Origin of the sequence: Serratia sp. Je.1.23.a, assembly GCF_051129805.1 — a bacterium.
GTDB lineage: Bacteria > Pseudomonadota > Gammaproteobacteria > Enterobacterales > Enterobacteriaceae > Serratia > Serratia liquefaciens.
The window spans coordinates 379,865-400,715 of record NZ_JBCPSR010000004.1 but is presented as its reverse complement, the minus strand read 5'-3'; the positions used below and the strand labels follow the sequence as shown (position 1 = coordinate 400,715).

Here is a 20,851-nt window from a genome sequence, read left to right as displayed (position 1 = left end):
ATCACACCTGCGCCTGTTGCCATTCGGCAAACTGGATTTCCAGATTATTCTGAGCGTCAGAAAGCCAGATAGTTCCCTCTTGCAGCGTGGCCTGCAGCGTCATATTACGGCTGGCCAAGGCCGCCAGCTTGCTTAATTGTTCATCATCCAGGAAACGGATGCTTAGGTTTTTGTGGTTTGCCACTTTGCTCTGCATCGATTGCCACCATACGTGGCCGGCACGCTCCCCGTAGGCGTAAAGCACCACTCGCGGAGACTGATTACAGGCTTTCTTGATGCGCTTCTCATCAGGCAGACCCATTTCGATCCACATTTCCAGCCCGTTATGGTCATTACGCTGCCAGATTTCCGGTTCATCTTCAGCACTCAGGCCTTTGGTGAATACCAGACGCTCGTCGGCGTGGCAAATCCAGGCCAGCAGGCGCAGCATCATGCGCTGTTCGGTTTCGGAAGGGTGTTGGGCCAGGGTAAGCGTGGCGTCGTGGTAGAAATGACGATCCATATCAGCGATATTGACCGTGGCTTTATAAATGGTAGCTTTCAGCGCCATGGGTGACCTCATAATTATCAGGCGACAGTGTACTTGATTTGGCCCAACCGCTGCCAGGCAAAGCGCAGTGCGAAAGCCGCGCGCAGGTGCTAATAACTCCAGAATAGCTGTGCTATAGTCGTCTAGGATAGAGTCAAGCTCCGAGAGCCTGCGCCTCATCGCTAAAGGGTTTCGATGACGCAGAGGTTCTTAAGGGAGGAAACTGTGCAACAATACTGTGAGTTAGTACGCCGTTTTTACGCCGAGATCGGCAGTGGTGATCGCGGCTACGTGCCTGATGCGTTAGCATGTGTATTAAAGGCATTGGACGAAGTTGCTGCGGATAACGCGCTACCGTCCTCCGTTAGGGAACAGGCGGCTTTTGCTGCCGCTAACTTATTGGTGAGCGACTATGTTGATGAATGATGAGTACCAATCCATCAATTGCGATGACTATGAAAGCCTGGAACTCGCCTGTCAGCATAACTACATACTGAAGCTGGAGTTACGCGACGGAGATAAACTCGAAGGCAAAGCCACCGAGCTGAAATTTACCAAGGGCGTTGAGTACCTGATTATCGATCAGGCCGGCAATGCTCTCAGCTTGCGTCTGGATCACATCCTCAGTTTCAGTCATCCGGAAATCGGTACCGTGGTCGTCAGCCTGTCTGACTGATTTTTCGGTAACGCCATCCCAACAGGGCAGCCCAACGGCTGCCCTCGTCATTTAGAGCTTCAGGCTGGTTAGGGTTTAAGACTGGCATAGTAAGCAGCCAGATCGGCAATATCGTCATCGGACAGCGCTGAAACATAGGCTTTCATCACCTCTGCCTGGCCACCGTTACGTTCGCCTTTCTTATAAGCCTGCAGCGCATGCTCCAGGTACATGGCGTTTTGCCCAGCCAGATTAGGATACATTGGCACCGAGACCTTCCCTTCAGCACCGTGGCATGCCATGCAACTGGCAGATTTGTCTTTGCCTGCCGCCGCATCCCCCGCCGCCATAGCCGGCAAACTGCACAAACCAACCAACACCGCTATTGCGCTCACAAATTTCATCATTGCTCCTTACGCTCTTATTATTTTTTACGCCACTGCAGCCGCAGGGGTTGCTGCCCCTCGGCGGGTTGTCCGGCCTCGCTGACAAAAACGCCCAGCGCAGCGATAAGTTGGTCATCATAATAGATCAAAGGAGTACGCTCACGCTGCCACGGTGGAATACCCAACTCTTGCCACAGTTTTTTGATCGGCCGGGAATGCGTGCGCCCCAGGATGCGGAGCTTGCCCTGAGCGCTAAAGCGAACGCTCACTTTTTGCAGTGGCTGCGGAGCGCGCAGGACAATATCGCCCTCCCCACTCACCAGCTCACCCAGGCCATCCGGCAACATCAGCGGCTCTGTCAACGACCACTCCAGGCAGGTTTGACGCAGATCGGCCATCAATGGCAACAGGTATAAGCGCCGACGGAAACGGCGGATCTGATATTGCCCCAGCTGTAGCTGAGGTTCGGCATCTTCACGGCTGAGCGCCACTTCGTCCCACAGATGCTGCAACTGTTCGCGTGAGGGCATGCTTGCGCCACGTGCTGCGATCCAACGGCGTAACAAAGCAAAACGTCGGGCCGGCGAGCATCCCAACACACCGTCAATCGCCAGCGCATTTTCTTCATCGAGCAACGAGTGCAACTGCTCTGCCAGTAGCTCATCCAACAGTTGCTCTTGCTCGGCACACAGGCTGGCGCTACGCGCCGTCGCGGCAGCAAAATGCGGCCAGCGCTGATTCAACAGTGGCAATACCTGCAGGCGCAGAAAGTTGCGATCGAAGCGCGAGTCCTGGTTACTGTCATCTTCAATCCAACTGAGCTGATGCTGCTGGGCATAGGCTTCCAACTGCTGCCGGGAACTGCCCAGCAATGGACGTAACAAGCCGTTATTTCCCAATGAGGTTTGCGCAGCCATTGCCGACAGGCCCGCCGGGCCGCTGCCGCGCTTTAACGCCAAAAGAAAGGTTTCACATTGATCGTCAAGGTGTTGCGCGGTGAGCAAGGTTTCATCCACGGCCAGCGTGGCAGCAAAAGCGGAATAGCGCGCCGCCCGGGCCGCGGCTTCAATGCCGTTCTGACGGCCGTCGACCTGCACATATTGCACCACCAATGGCAGTTGCCAGGCGGCACATTGTTGGCGACAGTGTTCTACCCACCGATCGGCAAAAGAACTCAGGCCGTGGTGCACGTGCACCGCGCGTAGCTGCAACTCCGGCAGCTGTTGACGCAACTGCACCAGCAAGTGCAGCAGTACGCTGGAATCCAGCCCGCCGCTGAATGCCACCAGCAAGTGCCGGCGCGCTCCCAGCTGACGGGCAAGCTGTCCAGATAATTGATTGCTATTCATTGATTAGGCTTAATAACGTCCAGATAGCTGCACGTTACCCCCCGCAATACCATCAATCAAGCATTAACCGCACGCAGGTGGCGGCCGGTCAGCAACCACCACATGGCCAACACCGCAATCACTGCGGCAGTACAACCCAATGCCCACCAGCCGATTTGTGAGAACAGGTGCGCGTAGGCCTGTGCGGTCGCTCCGGTTGCCGGATCTTCCGCTGTTTGCCCCGCGATAATGCCCGCCAGATAATTTGCTATCGAGCCGGTGGTCAGCATGTAGATCCCCGTCAGTACCCCGGTAGCGCCTGGGATATTCAACCGGGTGATTTGCGCCATGGCGACCGGGTCGATGAACAATTCGGCCAGCCCCATCACGGAAAGCCCGGCGATCATCAGGAACATCGATCCCTGACCGTAGCGGGCATTCAGCGCCATCAGGGTGAAACCAACGCCTATCAGCAGCAAGCCAAAGGCGAATTTCCCCCAAATGCGCAGCGTACGGCTACCGCTGCCGTTGCCTCGTACAAGCCAGGCCAACATCACACCGCCAAACATCACGGCAAAGGCATTAACTGACTGGAATAAAGCCGTCGGCACCGTCCAGGAAAACCACTGGCGATCGACATAGTGATCGATAAACAGGCTGATGGAGCTACCGCCCTGCTGAGCGAAAGCCCAAAACAAAGTACCCAGCAGCATCAGCATAACGATCTGCCACAGTCCACGGCGTTGCTCTCTCGTAGCCCGGATCATAATCCGCGCCACCATTACCACCGCAGCAGCACACACCAGCATCAGTAATTGCCCCGCCAGACCGTAAATAAACAGCGAGGTAAAGAACAAGGGGGCCAACAACAGCATGGCGCTTAGCCACACCCAGTTCGGTACCTTCAGGGTGTTGGCGCACATCTGCGCACGATCCACCCCGCGTGTGTGGGTGAAATGACGGCTGCCAAACAGGAAGATGGCCAGCCCTGCCAGCATGCCGATCCCCGCCAGCGCAAAACCGACGTGCCAGCCATAGCGCTCTGCCGCCAGCCCACAAGCGATGGGTGCCAGAATCGACCCCACGTTGCCGGCGGCATACAGCAGTGAAAAGCCCCCTTCACGGCGCGAGTCTTGCGGTTGGTATAACTCGCCCAGCAGGCAGCTGATATTGGATTTGAACAGGCCGTAGCCGCAGATGATGATCGCCAGGGCCAGATAGAGTGAATGTGTCGAGACGGCGCTCAGACCGAGGACAATGTGGCCCAGCGTCATCAGTACCGCCCCGGCGATTACCGCAACGCGGTTGCCCAGCAGGCGATCGGCAAGCAGGCCGCCCAGGATCGGCGTGACGTAAACCAGAGAGGCATAGGCGCTATAAAGGCTGATAGCGCGGCTATCGGAATAACCAAGTTGATGAGTAAGATAGAGAATAAGTAATGCACGCATGCCGTAAAAGCTGAAATATTCCCAAATTTGTATGGCTACGACATAGTAGATTGCGCGCGGCTGTGAGGGTGTTTTCATGGTTTTCTCCCATCAGTCGGTGAACGACAAAAGGGAGGCGTAAACGCCTCCCCGTTATTTCAGTTATTTATCGTTTTTCAACACCTTCACGGTGTAACGTCCATCCGCCTGACGGTAAGCGCCGTGGATATCAGTTTCGAAGCCCGGATAATGCGCGCCGATTTCGCACAGCATTTGCAGGAACTCCAGTACCGGACGGCTTTCCTCGGTGAGCATTTCACCTGGCATCACCAGTGGAACACCTGGAGGATATGGCAGGATCATGTTGGCATTCACCTTGCCGACCATGTCTTCCAAATAAACCTCTTCCACTTCACCGTGCAGCTCTTTCTGGAACGCATTGAACGGGTTCATGACCAGGGTTGGCAGCACTTCAAATGCGCGGTACATCAGATCCGGCAGGTTGTGCTCAACCACCAGGTTGTGAATGTTCTGCGCCAGATCCTGAATGCGCATGTTTTCATAAAACTCAGGCGCCTCTTTGTACAGTGACGGCAGCATGTTTTTCACCCGCAGGTTCAGGTCGAACGAACGTTTGAAATCAGTCAGGCCGCGCAGCAGGCTGAGGGCTTTGGTTTTGTCGATACCGATGCTGAACAGGAACAGCAGGTTATATGGGCCGGTTTTCTCAACGATGATACCGTGCTCGTCCAGGTATTTAGCAACCAGGCTGGCCGGGATACCAAACTCCTGCATTTCACCCTCTTTACTCATCCCTGGGGTCAGGAGAGTGACTTTGATCGGGTCGAGATACATATGTTCATCGTCGATATTTTTGAAGCCGTGCCAGGCGTTGTCAGACTTCAGCGGCCAGCATTCAGCCTGATCGATATGTTCTGGCTGCCAGACGTCAAAGAACCAACCTTCGGACTCAACGTTCAGCTGTTTGATTTCTTTACGGAACTTGATAGCACGTTCAATAGAGTCGTTAATCAAACGCTTACCGGCATTGCCTTTCATCATCGCCGCGGCAGTTTCGGTAGACGCCACGATACCGTAGTGCGGTGAAGTGGTGGTTTGCATCATATAGGCTTCGTTGAAGGTTTCTTCGTTGATATCGCCTTTAACGTGGATCATCGAAGCCTGCGAGAACGCCGCCAGCAGTTTATGGGTGGATTGGGTTTCATAAATCACCTTCCCTTCCACACGGCCGCCGCTCATGCCGCATTTGCCTTTGTAGATCGGGTGGAAATTGGTGTAAGGCACCCAGGCGGAGTCAAAGTGAATAGATTTCACATCCAGCGCGTTCTTAATATGATCGGTGTTGTACAGCAGACCGTCATAGGTAGAGTTGGTGATTACCGCATGCACTGGCCAGGTCGCGTTTGGTGTTTCTTTAACACGTTTGGCGATGGTGTCACGGGCAAACTCACTCTGCGGGATACCACCGAGAATGCCGTAAGCATTACGGGTTGGGCGGAAGTAGATTGGCGTAATGTCGCTCATCATCATCAGATGGGTCAGCGATTTGTGGCAGTTACGGTCAATCAATACGGTGCTGCCGGCCGGTGCGGAGTACATGCCGACAATTTTGTTGGCGGTAGAAGTGCCGTTAGTCACCATATAGCTGCGTTCAGCGTTGAATACGCGGGCAATATACTCTTCAGCTTCTTTGTGCGGACCGGTGTGGTCCAGCAGTGAACCCAGCTCGGAAACCGAAATAGAAATGTCAGACTTCATGGCGTTGGCGCCAAAGAAATCGTAGAACAGGCTACCGACCGGGCTTTTCTGGAAGGCGGTGCCCCCCATGTGGCCTGGAGTACAGAAGGTGTATTTGCCTTCACGCACATATTTGAACAGCGCTTTGGTCAGCGGTGGCAGGATGGTATCGATGTACTCATCGGTGTTTTGTTTGATCTTGGCAGCGATATCGGTAGCCGCACCCAGCGCATATTCAAAGAAACGCACCTGCATGCGCAGATCGTTCAGGCTGACATCCAGGGTTGAATGCGTATTGGCAAATGCATACAGCGGCATATATTCATTCAACTGGCTGATTTCTTCACACAGCTCGAGGTTGTATTTATCCCAGTCGAAAATCACCCCGCACAAGCGTGCATTATTCTCGATCAGCTTTAACAGGTCTTCGCGATCGTTAGGATAGACAACGCGGAAGTCCAGGGTTTCCAATGCTTTGTGCAGTTCGCGGATAGGCTCTTCTTTAAAGTAGACACCCATGTGGTTCATGATAGCTATAACGTTCATAATCATTTCTCCAGGTAAAGCGAGCCCCTTGCCATCACGAGTGACAATTACTGCAAGGGGCTAAATTAAGAAGTGGGTCAGTACGTGCTTAGTGCGCTTTGGCCGTCGTGTTGCTGTCGATGGCTACGGCTTTGGCTTTGGCGGTCTGACGGGTATTCATTTTGCGGGCGTAGAACATCAGGATGATCAGGCTGATGATGAAGGTTCCGGACAGTTCGAACGAGTCGGCACCCATCAGTGCGATGAAGCAGAAGCCACAACCCAGCACCGAGGCAATCAGGCTCAGCAGGTTACGGATATTGACACCTTCGAAGCGGATCAGATCTACGCAGGAGTAGAAGTAAGGCAGCATGGTCAGCAGTACCGCGATACCGGTCAACATGCCGAACAGGTCGGAAGCTTTACCGCCGCCGGAGCTCATGGCCGTAATCAGCACCATCAGCGCAGTCATTTTGCAGCTTGCCAGCAGCAGGCCTTTTTTCGGCACGCCGTTTTTATCGACTTCACCATAAACTTTCGGGAAGTTACCGTCGTTGGCGGCACGTACCCCAGCTTGACCAACCAGCATCATCCAGGAACCAAGTGAAGTGAGGCAGGCAAAGGCGGTGAAGGCAGAAACCATTGGCGCAGCCCAGCCACCCATGATGGTAGAGGCGCTGATAGCGAACGGTGCACCGGAAGCAGCCATCTCAGACGCAGGATACATACCGCTGATGACCTGAGTTGCTGCAACGTAGATGATCCCAGCCAGCGCAGTCCCCAGCATGGTTGCCAGCGGTACGGTACGTTTCGGGTTTTTCACCATGCCGGTGCTTACTGCGGCAGATTCCACGCCGATAAACGCCCACAGGCACAGCAGGATACTTTTGATTACGGCATGGAAATCAGTGGTACCGGAAGTATTCCAGTTAGCCTGATAGGTTGCAGCGTCGAACCAATGCCAACCTGCAGTCGCAGTCACAATCACCGGGATCAGCACCAATACCAGGCCCATAGTCGTCAAACGACTGACCCATGAACCGCCCAGCAGGTTAATAAAGGTAAACACCCAAACAATAGCAATACAGGCAATACCCGCCGGTACCGGATTATTCAGTGCAGGGAAGAAGGTAGAAAGATAAGAAACCGCGGTAATGCCGATGGCCAAATTACCGATCCAGTTCGCATGGTAATAAAGCACACCAGTTTGGAAACCAAACGCCGGGGAAATTTCACCCGCGTAGGCAATAGGACCGCCCTGTTGAGGATTTTTGGTGGCCAGGCGAGCATATACATAGGCCAGCGACATCGCACCAATAATGGATATTACCCATCCCCAAATAGCGATAGATCCGAGACTTGCCAGGTTCGCGGGTAATAAGGCAATACCGCTCCCCATCATATTACCGGCAACAACACCGGTGCAGGCAATAAGCCCGATTTTCTTGGATGAAGCCATGGTCAGTTTCTCCTGATTTTGATTTCTTATAAGTCCAGGTCGTTATGCAGTTTTGCTAATGACCGGACTTGATGGTCAGGATGCTAAAGAATGGCGTCAGTAAAGTCCTAAAGATAAAGTGATATTACGGTCATGATCATACAAATGATAACTTGAGGTTTTCCATTAACAAATAAAGAGCTAAACACGGCATCAAGAAAAGATAAATATCATTAAAAAACAGCAGGGTAATCGTGTTATTTTTCACCTACAAACGTGAACAACAGAGAATAAATCACCAACCGATACATTTATTTAATTTAACAAAATCGGCACAATAAATAACACCGCCACTCAAGATATTGAGTCAGCGGTGTTATCGAAGGTTATTCGCCTTGAGTATAGTTATTGAGATAGGGAACGACGGCGTTAATTGAGGTGTGAAATACGGCATTACTGATCCAATGCAGCGTATTTTCTCCAGGACGAAGATTAAAGGCGGTGATGTAGGAATCAGCTGCCAGATGGTTATAGCCCTGCATTTCATAAACCTTACCCAGCAATACATAATTCATCCAGGACATCTGTAACTCAATGCCCTTGTCAATTGCCTGGTGGGCCTCATCGGTATTCCCCTGCCCCAGCGCTTGTATCGTATGAATTTGCTGAATAATCGGGCTGTCTTTTAACGTCGGCAGCGTATTCAAACGAGCGATTTCAGCCTGCAATTGCGCCAATTGTACGCCGTCAAAGGGTTGATAAGAGTTACGCAATAAATCGGCCAGCGCTTTTTCTGCAGAGAGATAAATAAAATTCGGCGTAATTTTTATCATATCCGCCAGCATATTACTCGCATGGGTCAGTGAGTCGTTATCCCCCTGAATCAAGAGCTGGTGCGCCTGATAATACTGTTGCAATGCCGGGCCGGAATTCGGTAAAAGCTGGGTCAGGCGCTGCTGCAACTGCGGCGGCCAGGGCTGCTTAAGAGCAGTAGACAGACTGCTGAGGAAATCTTCCTGAATTTTTAGCTGGTTGTCATCGGTCACAAAGTAACGCTTATCCAACATGATGGAACTGTCCGCGTTGTTCACCAGACGCACCGACAGGAAACACTGCTGAGCGCGATAATGGCGCTGATTGACGAACTCAATGGTCAGAGACTTACCCGAACTGCTGGGTCCGGTGTAGTTGTAATTGGTCTGATCATGCACCAGGAAGGTCGAGTAAGTATTCAGCGAGTCCGTCACCACTTCACTCAGGCCAACAACATAAGAGAGCTGCGGCGTCCAGTTGCTGCAACTGTTACCGCCCTGAATACGGATGTCGATATCACGTGGATTCATCAGCACCGGCATGGTGGATTCCGGTATGCGCTGCGACAAGGTCGCGATGGCAACAAACACCACACAGGCGCTCAACGCAGCAAGAAATGCCAGCCATACCCAGAATGTTGATTGGCGATAAAAAGGGGTGGTTGAGGTGACCGACGGCGTTTTTGTCTTGGTTGGTTTGGGCGGCTCATAGGCTACCTCGTCTTCTTCGCTGCCGTCGCTGCCATCTTCCGGCTCATGCATGATCACCGCAACCTGCGGCACCGCAGGCGTTGCCACATCGTCCCCTTCACACCACATGATCGGTGCAGCCAGCTTATAGCCGCGTTTGGGTACGGTGATAATGTATTCCGGGCTATTGGTGTCGCCGTCTTTCAGGTATTTGCGCAGCTCGGAAATACTCTGGGTCACCACATGATTGGTGACGATGTTGCGTTTCCATACATTATCGATCAGCTCATCTCGGCTCAGCACCACATCCGGATGCCGGGCGAAATATTGCAGCATATCGATCAGGCGAGGCTCCAACGTCTGTTGGCGCCCGTCACGGCTTATTTTGTTGTCTGCGGGAGTAACTAACCATTCTCCAACGCGAAAAACAGGCTCTTGCATAGTGAACATAACTCAAAAGGGGCGTGCGGCAAGCGCGGGATGATAGCATATGCGGGTGCCGCCTGCGCCGCCTGGTCCCGATTAAGCATTCATAGCTCATATAATTCTAGAGGTAACCCATCCGGATCGCTGAAAAAAGTGAAACGTGACTGGGTGTAAGGATCGATACGCACCGGTTCGCAAACCACCCCGGCATTCTGCAAATGCTGGATGGCCTGCTCGATGTCGTCGATGCTGAAAGCTAAATGACGCAAGCCGCAGGCTTCCGGACGACTGACGCGGGCCGGCGGTGACGGGAAGGAAAACAGTTCGATGGTGTATTGACCGTTGAGCGCCAAATCCGCTTTCCATGAATCGCGGTCCGCACGGTAAAACTCGCCTAATAGGGTGAACCCCAGAATATCGCAGTAAAAATGCTTACTGGCTGCATAATCTGAGCCTATAACTGCGATGTGGTGTACCTGACGTAATGCCAACATTGTGATGCCTCATTGTCTGTCTGATGAGGCAAGGTATCCGGCAGCGGCGGTATCGTCAACGGCAAAAAGCCCCGCTGGATAAGACGGGGCTATTATTGAGCTATCGGCAATGCAATAGGTCGATCAGGCTTTAAGATCCGCCAATGCCGCACCGTAGTTGATGTGCAGCACCTGCCCATCCACCACCAACGCAGGGACGCTCTGCACCCCGGCTTTTTCCGCATCGGCGATACGCGCCGGCGTTTCGCCCAGATGAACCACGTCCACCTGCACATCCTGGCTCAGCAGGCCCAACAACTGCTGCTCTGCGCTCACGCAAACCGGGCAACCGGCATGATAGAAAACGGCCTTAGTCATGATAATTCTCCTTGGTTCTGACTGTTGTGGGTGAACTGTGTACCCATTTAGTTTCGATTCGAAACCAACAGCACAATAAATCCTCCACCATGCCTTGTCAATATAGTTTTTAATCGATACTATTTTGCCACACTAGCGAGGATCCCATGTTGACACTGTTTGATTTACTGGAACGACTGAATAGCCTGCAACGCAGCTGGCTGCGGAGTCATGAAGAGCTGGAAAGCCTGCCGCCGGTGCAGCTGAGCGCCTTGTATTACCTGGCACGCTGCAACCATTACTCCAATACGCCGATGGCGGTGGCGGAATATCTCGGCCTGACCAAGGGTACGGTGTCGCAATCGCTGAAAAAGTTGGAAAGTAACGGGATGATCGCCCGTACGGCAGACGAGAAGGACCGTCGCAGCGTCAGGTTAAAGCTGACCGACAAATCGCGCTTGTTGATGGATGCCCTATTCCCGCCGGCCTATTTACAGCAAGCGCAGGATGCCATGCAGCAGGACGGCGGACAGTTGCTGGAATTACTGACGCAGTTGCTGCGTCAGTTGCAAAAACAGGATGATAATGTGGCCCTGTTCGGCGAATGTCATCAATGCCGCTATCACCAGCGGCATGACGGGCAGCCATTTTGCGGCCTGACGCAGGAACCGCTGCCGACCAGCAGCGTGAACCTGATCTGCCGTGAGTTTGCTTAAGGCTGCGGTGCTTTGAGTACTTTCACCAGATAACGCCCGTCTTCGGTCAGCTTCGCGCCGTGGATATCGGTTTCAAACCCCGGATAGCGCTCGCCGATAGAACACAACATCAGCAAGAAATCGAGCACTGCTCGGCTCTCTTCGGTGATCATCTCCCCCGGCATCACCAGCGGAACCCCTGGCGGATAAGGCAGGATCATGTTCGCCGCGACTTTGCCGACCAGTTGATCCAACTCGCAGGTTTCCACGTTGCCACGCACCTGCTGCTGGAACATTTGGTGTGGCGTCAGCTTCATTTCTGGCAACACATCAAAAGCCCGCTGCATCAAACCCGGCAGATCGTGCCGACAGATCAAGCTGTGGATCCCGGCGGCCAGATCCTGAATACGCATATTACGGTAGAAATCCGGATCCTCGGCAAACAGGTCCGGCAGCATGTTCTTCACTCTCAGGTTAAGATCGTAAGCGCGTTTAAAGTCGGTCAGGCCACGCAGCAGGCTCATCGCCTTGGTTTTATCAATGCCGATACTGAACAGGAACAGCAGATTATAAGGGCCGGTTTTCTCCACCACGATACCGCGTTCATCCAGGTATTTCGCTACCAGCGCTGCCGGTATGCCGCTCTCTTCCAGTGCGCCAAGCTCATTCATCCCCGGCGTCAGGATGGTGACCTTGATAGGATCGAGATACATGTGATCGCGGTCGGTATTACCAAAGCCGTGCCAGTTGTCATCCGGGTTTAGCGGCCAGCACTGCGCCTCGTCAATCTCTTCCGGCTGCCAGATATCAAAGAACCAGCTATCGCTTTCTTCCCGCAAACGCTGCACCTCACGACGGAAATGCAGCGCACGCTCCACCGAGCGGTTAATCAACCTGCGCCCCGGATTGCCACGCAGCATCGCCGCCGCGGTCTCCATCGACGCCACGATGCCGTAATTCGGCGAAGTGGTGGTGTGCATCATATAGGCCTCGTTAAAGGTACTTTCGTCATAGTCACCCTTAATGTGGATCATCGAGGCCTGTGAAAACGCCGCCAGCAGTTTATGAGTCGACTGAGTTTCGTAGATCACTTTACCGGGTATACGTTCACCGCTCATGCCGCTCTTGCCATCATAAATCGGATGGAAATTGGTATAGGGCACCCAGGCGGAATCAAAATGAATTGATGGGACGTCCAGCGTCTGCTTGATGTAATCGGTGTTGTACAGCAGGCCATCGTAGGTCGAGTTAGTGATCACCGCATAGACTGGCCAACTGGCGTTGGCCGTGTCAGCCACCCGAGCGGCAATGCTGTCATGGGTGAATTCACGCTGTGGGATCCCGCCAAGAATCCCGTAGGCATTGCGCAGCGGGCGCAAATAAATCGGCACGATATCGCTCATCATCAGCAGATGGCACAGGGACTTATGGCAGTTGCGGTCGATCAATACCGTGCTGCCGGTCGGTGCCGAATACATGCCAACAATTTTATTGGCGGTAGAGGTGCCGTTGGTCACCAGATAACTTTGCTCGGCGTTAAAGGTACGCGCAATATACTCTTCGGCCTCCAGGTGAGGGCCAGTGTGATCCAGCAGCGAGCCCAGCTCGGTGACCGAAATCGACACGTCGGCTTTCAGGGTATTGGCACCGAAAAAATCGTAAAACAGGCAACCGACCGGGCTCTTCTGAAAGGCGGTACCGGCCATATGGCCGGGAGTACAGAAGGTGTATTTCCCTTCATGCACGTAATTGAACAGTGCCTTGGTCAGCGGCGGTGTAATAGTATCGATGTATTCAGCGGTATATTGCTGGATGCGCTGCGCAATATCATCTGCCGCATTCAGGCCGTACTCGAAGAAATACAGCACCATACGCATTTCATGCAGGCTAACGTCAAAGGTGGAATGCGTGTTGATAAACGCATACAGCGGCAGATACTCGTTGAGCTCGTTGATCTCGCTGCACAATTCCAGGCTGTAGTCATCCCAGTCGAAAATCACGCCGCAAATGCGTGCGTTAGCTTCGATCAGCTTCAACAAATCGCCGCTGTTTTTGGGATACACCAGTTGGAAGTTCATCGCAGCCAGTGCGGTGTGAAGCTCGCGGATCGGCTCGTCTTTGTAATAAACGCCCGCTGGGCTCATGATCGCGATGATATTCATCGGCTGCTCCTGTCAGTTAACCACCAAACCTCTATAACAACATGAAAATACTGCGGTGTGTAGACAAAAAAAACCGCCCGAAGGCGGTTTCTTGCAACGCGTGACAGCACTCAGCAATAGCCGTAGTTCATCAGGCGCTGGTAGCGGCGGTTAAGCAGCTCTTCGGTGTTCAGGCCGTCGAGATCTTTCAGATCGGCCAGCAGCTGCGCTTTCAGCGCTTCCGCCATCGCCGGCACATCGCGGTGAGCAGAGCCCAGCGGTTCCGGGATCACCGAGTCGATCAGCTTCAGCTCTTTCAGGCGCGGTGCGGTAATGCCCATGGCTTCTGCGGCAATCGGCGCTTTGTCGGCGCTTTTCCACAGAATGGAAGCACAACCTTCCGGTGAGATCACCGAATAGGTGCTGTACTGCAGCATGTTCACTTTGTCGCCCACGCCAATGGCCAATGCGCCACCGGAACCGCCTTCGCCGATCACCGTACAGATCACCGGAATTTTCAGGCGAGACATTTCACGCAGGTTATGGGCAATCGCTTCTGACTGGCCACGCTCTTCCGCGCCCACGCCCGGGTAGGCCCCAGGGGTGTCGATGAAAGTGATCAGCGGCATCTTGAAGCGAGAAGCCATTTCCATCAGGCGCAGCGCTTTGCGATAGCCTTCTGGTGCCGGCATGCCGAAGTTACGGCGGATTTTCTCTTTGGTCTCGCGGCCTTTCTGATGCCCGATGATCATCACCGGACGGCCATCCAGGCGCGCAATGCCACCGACAATCGCTTTGTCATCGGCATAGGTGCGATCACCCGCCAGCTCTTCGAAGTCGGTAAAGATGTGTTTGATATAATCCAGGGTATAAGGACGGCGCGGGTGGCGTGCCAATTGGGCAACTTGCCAGGCCCCAAGATCGGAAAAAATCTTGCGCGTCAGCTCAACGCTCTTTTCACGAAGGCGCTGAACCTCTTCGTCCAGATTAATATCTAATTTTTCGTCTTGACGGCTGACTGCAGTCAGCGAGTCAATTTTCGCTTCCAGCTCTGCAATCGGCTGTTCAAAATCAAGAAAATTCAGACTCATAGCATTCCTATTTTAGTCAAATTCCAGTTCCACCTGCTCATTACCTACCAAAGTCCGCAAATCTATCAATAAGCGGTCGGTGGGCGTCACGCGCCAGGTTGCGCCAAAACGCAGCTTGGCCCGCGCATCTTCCCGTTGATAGTAAAGATGCACTGGAATCGTCCCCGAGCGATGGGGTTCCAAAGACTGACGGAGACGGTTCAAAAGCTGGTCATCAATTTGCCTGTCCGTCAGCGAGATAGCAAGTCCGCGAGCGTATTTTTCACGGGCTTCACTGATATCCATTAGCTCGCGGGCGGTCATTTTAAGCCCGCCGCTAAAGTCATCAAAGCTGACCTGTCCACTGGCGATCAGGATACGGTCTTTTTCCAATAAATGCTGGTATTTTTCTAACGCATCGGTGAATAACATCACCTCCAGACGGCCAGAGCGGTCATCCAGAGTACAGATCCCGATGCGGTTACCGCGCTTGGTGACCATAACCCGCGAGGCGATCACCAGCCCAACGGCGGTGGTCATTTTGCCCCGATCCGTCGGGTGCATATCTTTCAAACGCTGGCCACCGGCGTAGCGTTCGATCTCCTTCAGGTACTGGGTGATTGGGTGGCCGGTGAGGTACAACCCCAACGTTTCCCGTTCACCGTCCAGCACCACCTGCTCCTGCCAGCGGGGCACGTTGGCGTAGGATTGCTCCACTTGCTCCGGCGCTTCCGCCAGTACGCCAAACATGTCCACCTGGCCGATCGCTTCGGCTTTGGCATGCTGATCTGCCGCTTTTAACGCATCGGGCAAAGAGTTCATCAATGCGGCGCGGTGTGGCCCAAGGCGGTCGAACGCCCCGGACATGATCAGCTTTTCCAGAATGCGGCGGTTAATTTTTTTGATGTCAGAGCGCGCGCACAGATCGAACAGGTCTTTAAAGTAGCCCTGTTCACCGCTGTTACGCGCCTCCAGAATGGCTTCAATCGGCCCTTCCCCGACGCCTTTGATGGCGCCGATACCGTAAACGATCTCGCCTTCATCGTTAACGTGGAAATGGTACTGGCCGCTGTTGATGTCCGGCGGCAGGATTTTCAGCCCCATACGCCAGCACTCATCCACCAGCCCCACCACCTTATCGGTGTTGTCCATATCGGCGGTCATTACCGCCGCCATAAACTCGGCCGGGTAGTGTGCCTTCAGCCACAGCGTCTGGTAGGACACCAACGCATAGGCGGCGGAGTGCGACTTGTTGAAGCCATAACCGGCGAATTTCTCCACCAGATCGAAGATTTTTACCGACAGTTCGCCGTCGATGCCGCGTGCTTTTGCCCCATCCTCGAAACCGCCACGCTGCTTGGCCATTTCAACCGGGTTCTTTTTACCCATCGCACGGCGCAGCATGTCCGCGCCGCCCAGCGAATACCCGGCCAGTACCTGGGCAATCTGCATAACCTGTTCTTGATACAGGATAATGCCGTAGGTCGGCTCCAGCACCGGCTTGAGCGACTCATGCTGCCACTGGATATCCGGGTAGGAAATTTCTTCGCGGCCGTGCTTACGGTCGATAAAGTTATCTACCATGCCTGACTGCAGAGGACCAGGGCGGAACAGCGCCACCAATGCGATCATGTCTTCGAAACAGTCGGGCTTCAGACGTTTGATCAAATCCTTCATGCCGCGCGATTCAAGCTGGAAGACCGCGGTGGTCTCCGAACGCTGCAGCATGTCGAAGCTTTTTTTGTCTTCGAGCGGGATGGCGGCGATATCAATCGGCTCCAGCCCGGTTTTGGCGCGCCGGGCGTTAATCATTTCCAACGCCCAGTCGATGATGGTCAGGGTACGCAAGCCGAGGAAGTCGAACTTCACCAGCCCGGCGTATTCCACGTCGTTCTTGTCGAACTGGGTAACAGGATGCTGCCCCTCGGCGTCACAATACAACGGCGCGAAGTCGGTGATTTTAGTCGGCGCGATCACCACGCCCCCGGCGTGTTTACCGGCGTTACGTGTGACCCCTTCCAGTTTGCGCGCCATGTCGATCAGCGCTTTGACTTCCTCATCGGCCTCGTAAATTTCCGGCAGTTGGGGTTCGGCAGCAAAGGCTTTTTCCAGCGTCATGCCCGGATCGGGCGGCACCAGTTTGGAGATGCGGTCGACGAAGCCATAGGGGTGGCCCAGCACGCGACCCACGTCGCGGATAACCGCTTTCGCCGCCATGGTACCGAAGGTGATGATTTGCGATACCGCCTCACGGCCGTACATATCCGCCACGTGCTCAATCACCAGATCGCGTTTTTCCATGCAGAAATCGACGTCGAAGTCGGGCATCGAAACACGTTCCGGGTTAAGGAAGCGTTCAAACAGCAGGTCAAATTCCAACGGGTCAAGATCGGTGATTTTCAGTGCATAGGCTACTAAAGAACCGGCACCGGAACCACGCCCCGGGCCAACCGGCACGTTGTTATCCTTCGACCACTGGATGAACTCCATCACGATCAGGAAGTAACCCGGGAAACCCATCTGGTTGATCACGTTCAGTTCAATATCCAGACGTTCATCGTATTCAGGGCGGCGTTGAGCGCGCACCTCTGGGTCTGGGAACAGGAACTCCAGGCGATCTTCCAGCCCTTCCTTCGACTTGAGGATCAGGAAGTCCTCGGTGCTCATATCACCGGTCGGGAACTGCGGCAGGAAGTACTCGCCGAGGCGAATAGTCACGTTACAACGCTTGGCGATCTCTACGCTGTTGAGCAACGCTTCCGGGATGTCGGCAAACAGCTCGCACATCTCGTCTTCGTTACGCATGTATTGCTGCGCCGTATAGTTACGTGGGCGCTTGGGATCGTCCAGCGTGAAGCCGTCATGAATGGCGACGCGGATTTCGTGGGCGTCAAAGTCATCCTCGACCAGAAAGCGCACGTCGTTAGTGGCCACCACCGGCAACCCGCGTTCAGTGGCCAGCGCCACTGCGGCGTGCAGATAGTTTTCTTCGTCCGGCCGACCGGTACGGATCAGTTCGAGGTAATAGCTGTCAGGGAAGTATTGCTGATAGAACTCCAGGCACTGCTCCACCTGCGGCTGGTTGCCGCGCAGCAGAAACTTACCGACGTCCCCCTGGCGCGCGCCAGAGAGCAAAATCAGCCCTTCACGGTGCTCAATCAACCAGTCCCGATCAATCGTCGGGCCGGCGGCACCGTAACCACGCTGATAAGCGCGGGAAATCAGCAACGTCAGGTTTTGGTAACCTTCATTATTGGCGGCCAGCACGGTGAGCTGCGCCAGCTCATCGCCCAGCACTTCGCTTTGCACATGAAAATCCGCGCCGATGATCGGTTTGATCCCGGCGCCGTGCGCGCTGCCATAAAACTTCACCAGACCACACAGGTTGGTAAAGTCGGTAATTGCCAAAGCAGGCATGGCTAACGCGGCGGCTCTCTTCACCAACGGCCCAATCTTGGCCAATCCATCTATCATGGAGTAGTCGCTATGAACGCGCAGGTGAATAAAACGAGGTTCGGCCATATCCAGATACCTGAATCTAGGGGCTCAGCGGACTGAACCCGGGTTAACGCTATCGCTTGTCTGGCCCGGATAACCAGGCCTGCAGATTACAGCCCCAGCGCCCTTCTTACCGGGGCAAAACTGCGGCGGTGATGCTCGGTCGCACCCAGAGCGGCCAGCCGCTCCAGATGGAAGGCGGTCGGGTAGCCCTTATGCTGCGCAAAACCGTAATCGGGGAACACAAGATCCAACTCGGCCATTTCGCGGTCACGCGTTACCTTAGCCAGAATGGATGCCGCGCTAATTTCCGCCACGCGACTGTCTCCCTTCACGACCGCCTGCGAACGCATCGGCAATTTCGGGCAGCGATTACCGTCGATCAATACCATGTCCGGCGCGATATGCAAACCGGCCACAGCACGCTGCATCGCCAGCATAGTGGCATGCAGAATGTTCAGTTGGTCGATTTCTTCTGGCTCAGCGCGGCCCAGGCTCCAGGACAGCGCTTTCTCGACGATCTCGTCATACAGCGCCAGGCGGCGCTTCTCACTGAGCTTCTTCGAATCCGCCAGGCCAACGATCGGCCGAGCGGGATCGAGGATCACCGCAGCGGTAACCACTGCGCCAACCAAAGGGCCACGGCCCACTTCGTCCACGCCTGCAATTAGCGTGGCGACAGGATAGATGAAGGGTTCAATCATGCTTTTGCCAGCTCCAACACAGCCTGAGCGGCCTGTTCATCGGCACCGCAACGGATGCTTTGGTGCAAGGTCAGGAAAGTCTGTTTCAGTTCGTCAGTTTGCGGGCCGTCTTCCAGCAGCGGCATTACCGCCGCCGCCAGCTTGTCCGGCACGCAGTCATGCTGCAGCAGTTCGGTGACGATTTCACGGCCTGCCAACAGATTAGGCAGCGAAACATACGGCGTCTTCACTAGCCGCTGCGCCAGCCAGAAGGTGAACGGTTTCATGCGGTAACCCACCACCATCGGACATTTGGCCAGCATGCACTCCAGTGCGGCGGTACCTGAAGCCAGTAATGCCGCGTCGCTGGCAACCATCGCCTCACGCCCTTGGCCGTTCAGCAGATGGACCCGTAGCTCTGGCGCCACTTCAGCTTTGATCCGCTCGAACTGTTCGCGTCGTTTGGCGTTAACCAGCGGCACCACCAGCTCAAGGTCGGGATAACGGGTACGCAGCAACTGCGCCGTTTTCAGGAAATCGGCGCTCAGCATCTCAACTTCTGCGCTTCGGCTGCCCGGCAACAGGGCCAGACAACGCGCATCGGGTGCGATGCCAAGCGTAGCGCGCGCAGCCAATTTGTCCGCCTGCAGCGGCATGGCATCAGCCATGGTGTGGCCGATAAACCGGCAGGGAACGTTAAAACGATCGTAAAACGCTTTTTCGAAAGGGAGAAACGCCAGCACCAGATCGGTGGCTTTGCCAATTTTGAAAACGCGCTTTTGACGCCAGGCCCAGACGGACGGGCTGACATAGTGAATGGTGCGAATGCCGCGTTGTTTCAGACGACCTTCCAGGGTGATATTGAAGTCCGGCGCGTCGATACCCACAAACACGTCCGGCTTCAGATCGCTGAACCGGCGGGTAAGATCTTTACGGATCTTTAACAGGCGTGGCAGGCGCTCAAGCACCTCCACCACGCCCATTACCGCCAGCTCTTCCATTTCGTACCAGGTTTCACAGCCTTCAGCCTGCATCAGCGGGCCGGCGACGCCAACAAAACGCGCGTCGGGGACTTGCGCCTTAAGCGCACGGATCAAACCGGCGCCAAGAATATCACCGGAGGTTTCTCCGGCGACCAATCCGATAGTCAATGGGCGATTTTGCATAGGTCAGCGAATAATACCGCGGGTTGAGCGGCCGAAGAAATCCAGGAACTGCTGCACCACCGGCTGCTCTTTTGCCAGGGTTTCGATTTCTGTTTTCGCTTCATCCAGCGTTTTCTCGCTGCGATAAAGGATCTTGTAGGCGTTACGGATTGCCTGCATTTGATCTTTATCGAAACCACGACGCTTCAGGCCCACGGCGTTAACGCCGAATGGCGTGGCGTGGTTACCCTGCGCGATGACAAAAGGAGGCACGTCTTGGGCAACACCGGAACAACCGCCCACCATCACGTGGGTGCCGATGATGCAGAACTGGTGGATAGCCGTCATGCCGCCAATAATGGCATGGTCGTCAATTTCCACATGCCCGGCAAGCGTAGCATTGTTCGCCAAGATACAGGAATTACCCACCACACAGTCGTGCGCAACGTGCACGTTAACCATCAGCAGGTTGTCATTACCTACCTTGGTCAACCCTGTGCCCTGCGCTGTGCCGCGATGAATGGTCACGCTTTCGCGAATGCGATTGCGATCGCCAATCTCGACACGCGTAGGTTCGCCCGCGTATTTCAGATCCTGATTCACTTCACCAATAGAGGCAAATTGATAGATCTGGTTGTCGCGACCGATTTTGGTCAGGCCATTCACCACAATGTGGGACTTCAGTACCGTGCCTTCGCCGATTTCCACCTGGGAGCCGACGTAACAGAAGGGACCGATGTGCGCACCAGCGCCGATAACGGCACCTTCTTCAATAATCGCGCTAGGATGGATAAAGGCGGTTTTGTCGATCACGG

General features: G+C 54.4%; 18 protein-coding genes. 3 read left to right on the top strand and 15 right to left on the bottom strand.

Annotation, left to right across the window (positions count from 1 at the left end):
* Window position 1: 1 nt before the first annotated feature.
* A complete protein-coding gene (locus AAZT04_RS17355) occupies window positions 2–550 on the bottom strand; it encodes a YaeQ family protein (protein WP_048759150.1) in 549 nt (182 codons plus the stop codon).
* Window positions 551–754: 204 nt separating this feature from the next.
* Here AAZT04_RS17355 and AAZT04_RS17350 point away from each other — a divergent pair, with 204 nt between their 5' ends.
* The gene (locus tag AAZT04_RS17350; protein WP_041415645.1) at window positions 755–955 is read left to right on the top strand and encodes a YaeP family protein; all 201 of its coding nucleotides are present in this window, start codon (window positions 755–757) and stop codon (window positions 953–955) included.
* Window positions 948–1,205, top strand: a complete 258-nt coding sequence (gene rof / locus AAZT04_RS17345; RefSeq protein WP_230090436.1) for a Rho-binding antiterminator — start codon at window positions 948–950, stop codon at window positions 1,203–1,205. The genes AAZT04_RS17350 and rof overlap by 8 nt, the downstream gene beginning before the upstream one ends.
* Window positions 1,206–1,273: 68 nt before the next feature.
* Here the strand turns inward: rof and AAZT04_RS17340 are convergent, their stop codons facing one another.
* The 8 genes from AAZT04_RS17340 to AAZT04_RS17305 all read right to left on the bottom strand — a co-directional run bounded on the left by AAZT04_RS17340 (window position 1,274) and on the right by AAZT04_RS17305 (window position 10,825).
* Window positions 1,274–1,591 carry a c-type cytochrome gene (locus AAZT04_RS17340; protein ID WP_162838000.1) on the bottom strand — a complete coding sequence of 106 codons (318 nt, stop codon included), beginning with the start codon at window positions 1,589–1,591 and terminating at the stop codon, window positions 1,274–1,276.
* 17 nt (window positions 1,592–1,608) lie between these two features.
* Window positions 1,609–2,919 (bottom strand): tRNA lysidine(34) synthetase TilS, encoded by a 1,311-nt coding sequence (gene tilS / locus AAZT04_RS17335; protein WP_129983708.1) that lies wholly within the window; start codon window positions 2,917–2,919, stop codon window positions 1,609–1,611.
* A gap of 56 nt (window positions 2,920–2,975) precedes the next feature.
* Window positions 2,976–4,424: a dipeptide permease DtpD gene (gene dtpD, locus AAZT04_RS17330; protein WP_048759154.1), complete on the bottom strand. Its 1,449-nt coding sequence runs from the start codon at window positions 4,422–4,424 to the stop codon at window positions 2,976–2,978.
* A 63-nt stretch (window positions 4,425–4,487) separates the two neighbouring features.
* A complete protein-coding gene (locus AAZT04_RS17325; protein WP_261104156.1) occupies window positions 4,488–6,629 on the bottom strand; it encodes a lysine decarboxylase CadA in 2,142 nt (713 codons plus the stop codon).
* A gap of 88 nt (window positions 6,630–6,717) precedes the next feature.
* Window positions 6,718–8,067 carry a cadaverine/lysine antiporter gene (gene cadB, locus AAZT04_RS17320; protein WP_048759155.1) on the bottom strand — a complete coding sequence of 450 codons (1,350 nt, stop codon included), beginning with the start codon at window positions 8,065–8,067 and terminating at the stop codon, window positions 6,718–6,720.
* A 365-nt stretch (window positions 8,068–8,432) separates the two neighbouring features.
* Window positions 8,433–9,989, bottom strand: coding sequence for a lysine decarboxylation/transport transcriptional activator CadC (gene cadC, locus AAZT04_RS17315; protein WP_129983705.1), 1,557 nt, complete (start codon window positions 9,987–9,989; stop codon window positions 8,433–8,435).
* 89 nt (window positions 9,990–10,078) lie between these two features.
* The gene (locus tag AAZT04_RS17310) at window positions 10,079–10,468 is read right to left on the bottom strand and encodes a VOC family protein (RefSeq protein ID WP_262034183.1); all 390 of its coding nucleotides are present in this window, start codon (window positions 10,466–10,468) and stop codon (window positions 10,079–10,081) included.
* Between the two features lie 123 nt (window positions 10,469–10,591).
* Window positions 10,592–10,825 carry a glutaredoxin family protein gene (locus tag AAZT04_RS17305; protein WP_020828348.1) on the bottom strand — a complete coding sequence of 78 codons (234 nt, stop codon included), beginning with the start codon at window positions 10,823–10,825 and terminating at the stop codon, window positions 10,592–10,594.
* A gap of 149 nt (window positions 10,826–10,974) precedes the next feature.
* On the opposite strand from AAZT04_RS17305, the gene AAZT04_RS17300 reads away from it, so the two are divergent.
* On the top strand, window positions 10,975–11,520 hold the full coding sequence (locus AAZT04_RS17300; RefSeq protein ID WP_081667737.1) for a MarR family winged helix-turn-helix transcriptional regulator: 546 nt from the start codon (window positions 10,975–10,977) through the stop codon (window positions 11,518–11,520).
* On the opposite strand, the gene AAZT04_RS17295 is transcribed toward AAZT04_RS17300, so the two are convergent.
* The 6 genes from AAZT04_RS17295 to lpxA all read right to left on the bottom strand — a co-directional run bounded on the left by AAZT04_RS17295 (window position 11,517) and on the right by lpxA (window position 20,849).
* Window positions 11,517–13,661, bottom strand: coding sequence for a lysine decarboxylase LdcC (locus AAZT04_RS17295; protein WP_129983699.1), 2,145 nt, complete (start codon window positions 13,659–13,661; stop codon window positions 11,517–11,519). The genes AAZT04_RS17300 and AAZT04_RS17295 overlap by 4 nt on opposite strands.
* Before the next feature lie 110 nt (window positions 13,662–13,771).
* On the bottom strand, window positions 13,772–14,731 hold the full coding sequence (accA, locus tag AAZT04_RS17290) for an acetyl-CoA carboxylase carboxyl transferase subunit alpha (protein ID WP_020828351.1): 960 nt from the start codon (window positions 14,729–14,731) through the stop codon (window positions 13,772–13,774).
* Window positions 14,732–14,743: 12 nt separating this feature from the next.
* Window positions 14,744–18,232: a DNA polymerase III subunit alpha gene (gene dnaE / locus AAZT04_RS17285; protein WP_020828352.1), complete on the bottom strand. Its 3,489-nt coding sequence runs from the start codon at window positions 18,230–18,232 to the stop codon at window positions 14,744–14,746.
* 86 nt (window positions 18,233–18,318) lie between these two features.
* Window positions 18,319–18,912: a ribonuclease HII gene (gene rnhB / locus AAZT04_RS17280; RefSeq protein ID WP_020828353.1), complete on the bottom strand. Its 594-nt coding sequence runs from the start codon at window positions 18,910–18,912 to the stop codon at window positions 18,319–18,321.
* Window positions 18,909–20,057 (bottom strand): lipid-A-disaccharide synthase, encoded by a 1,149-nt coding sequence (gene lpxB, locus AAZT04_RS17275; protein WP_044553119.1) that lies wholly within the window; start codon window positions 20,055–20,057, stop codon window positions 18,909–18,911. The genes rnhB and lpxB overlap by 4 nt, the downstream gene beginning before the upstream one ends.
* Window positions 20,058–20,060: 3 nt before the next feature.
* Complete coding sequence (gene lpxA / locus AAZT04_RS17270) at window positions 20,061–20,849, bottom strand: acyl-ACP--UDP-N-acetylglucosamine O-acyltransferase (RefSeq protein ID WP_020828355.1); 789 nt, start codon at window positions 20,847–20,849, stop codon at window positions 20,061–20,063.
* Window positions 20,850–20,851 lie beyond the last annotated feature (2 nt).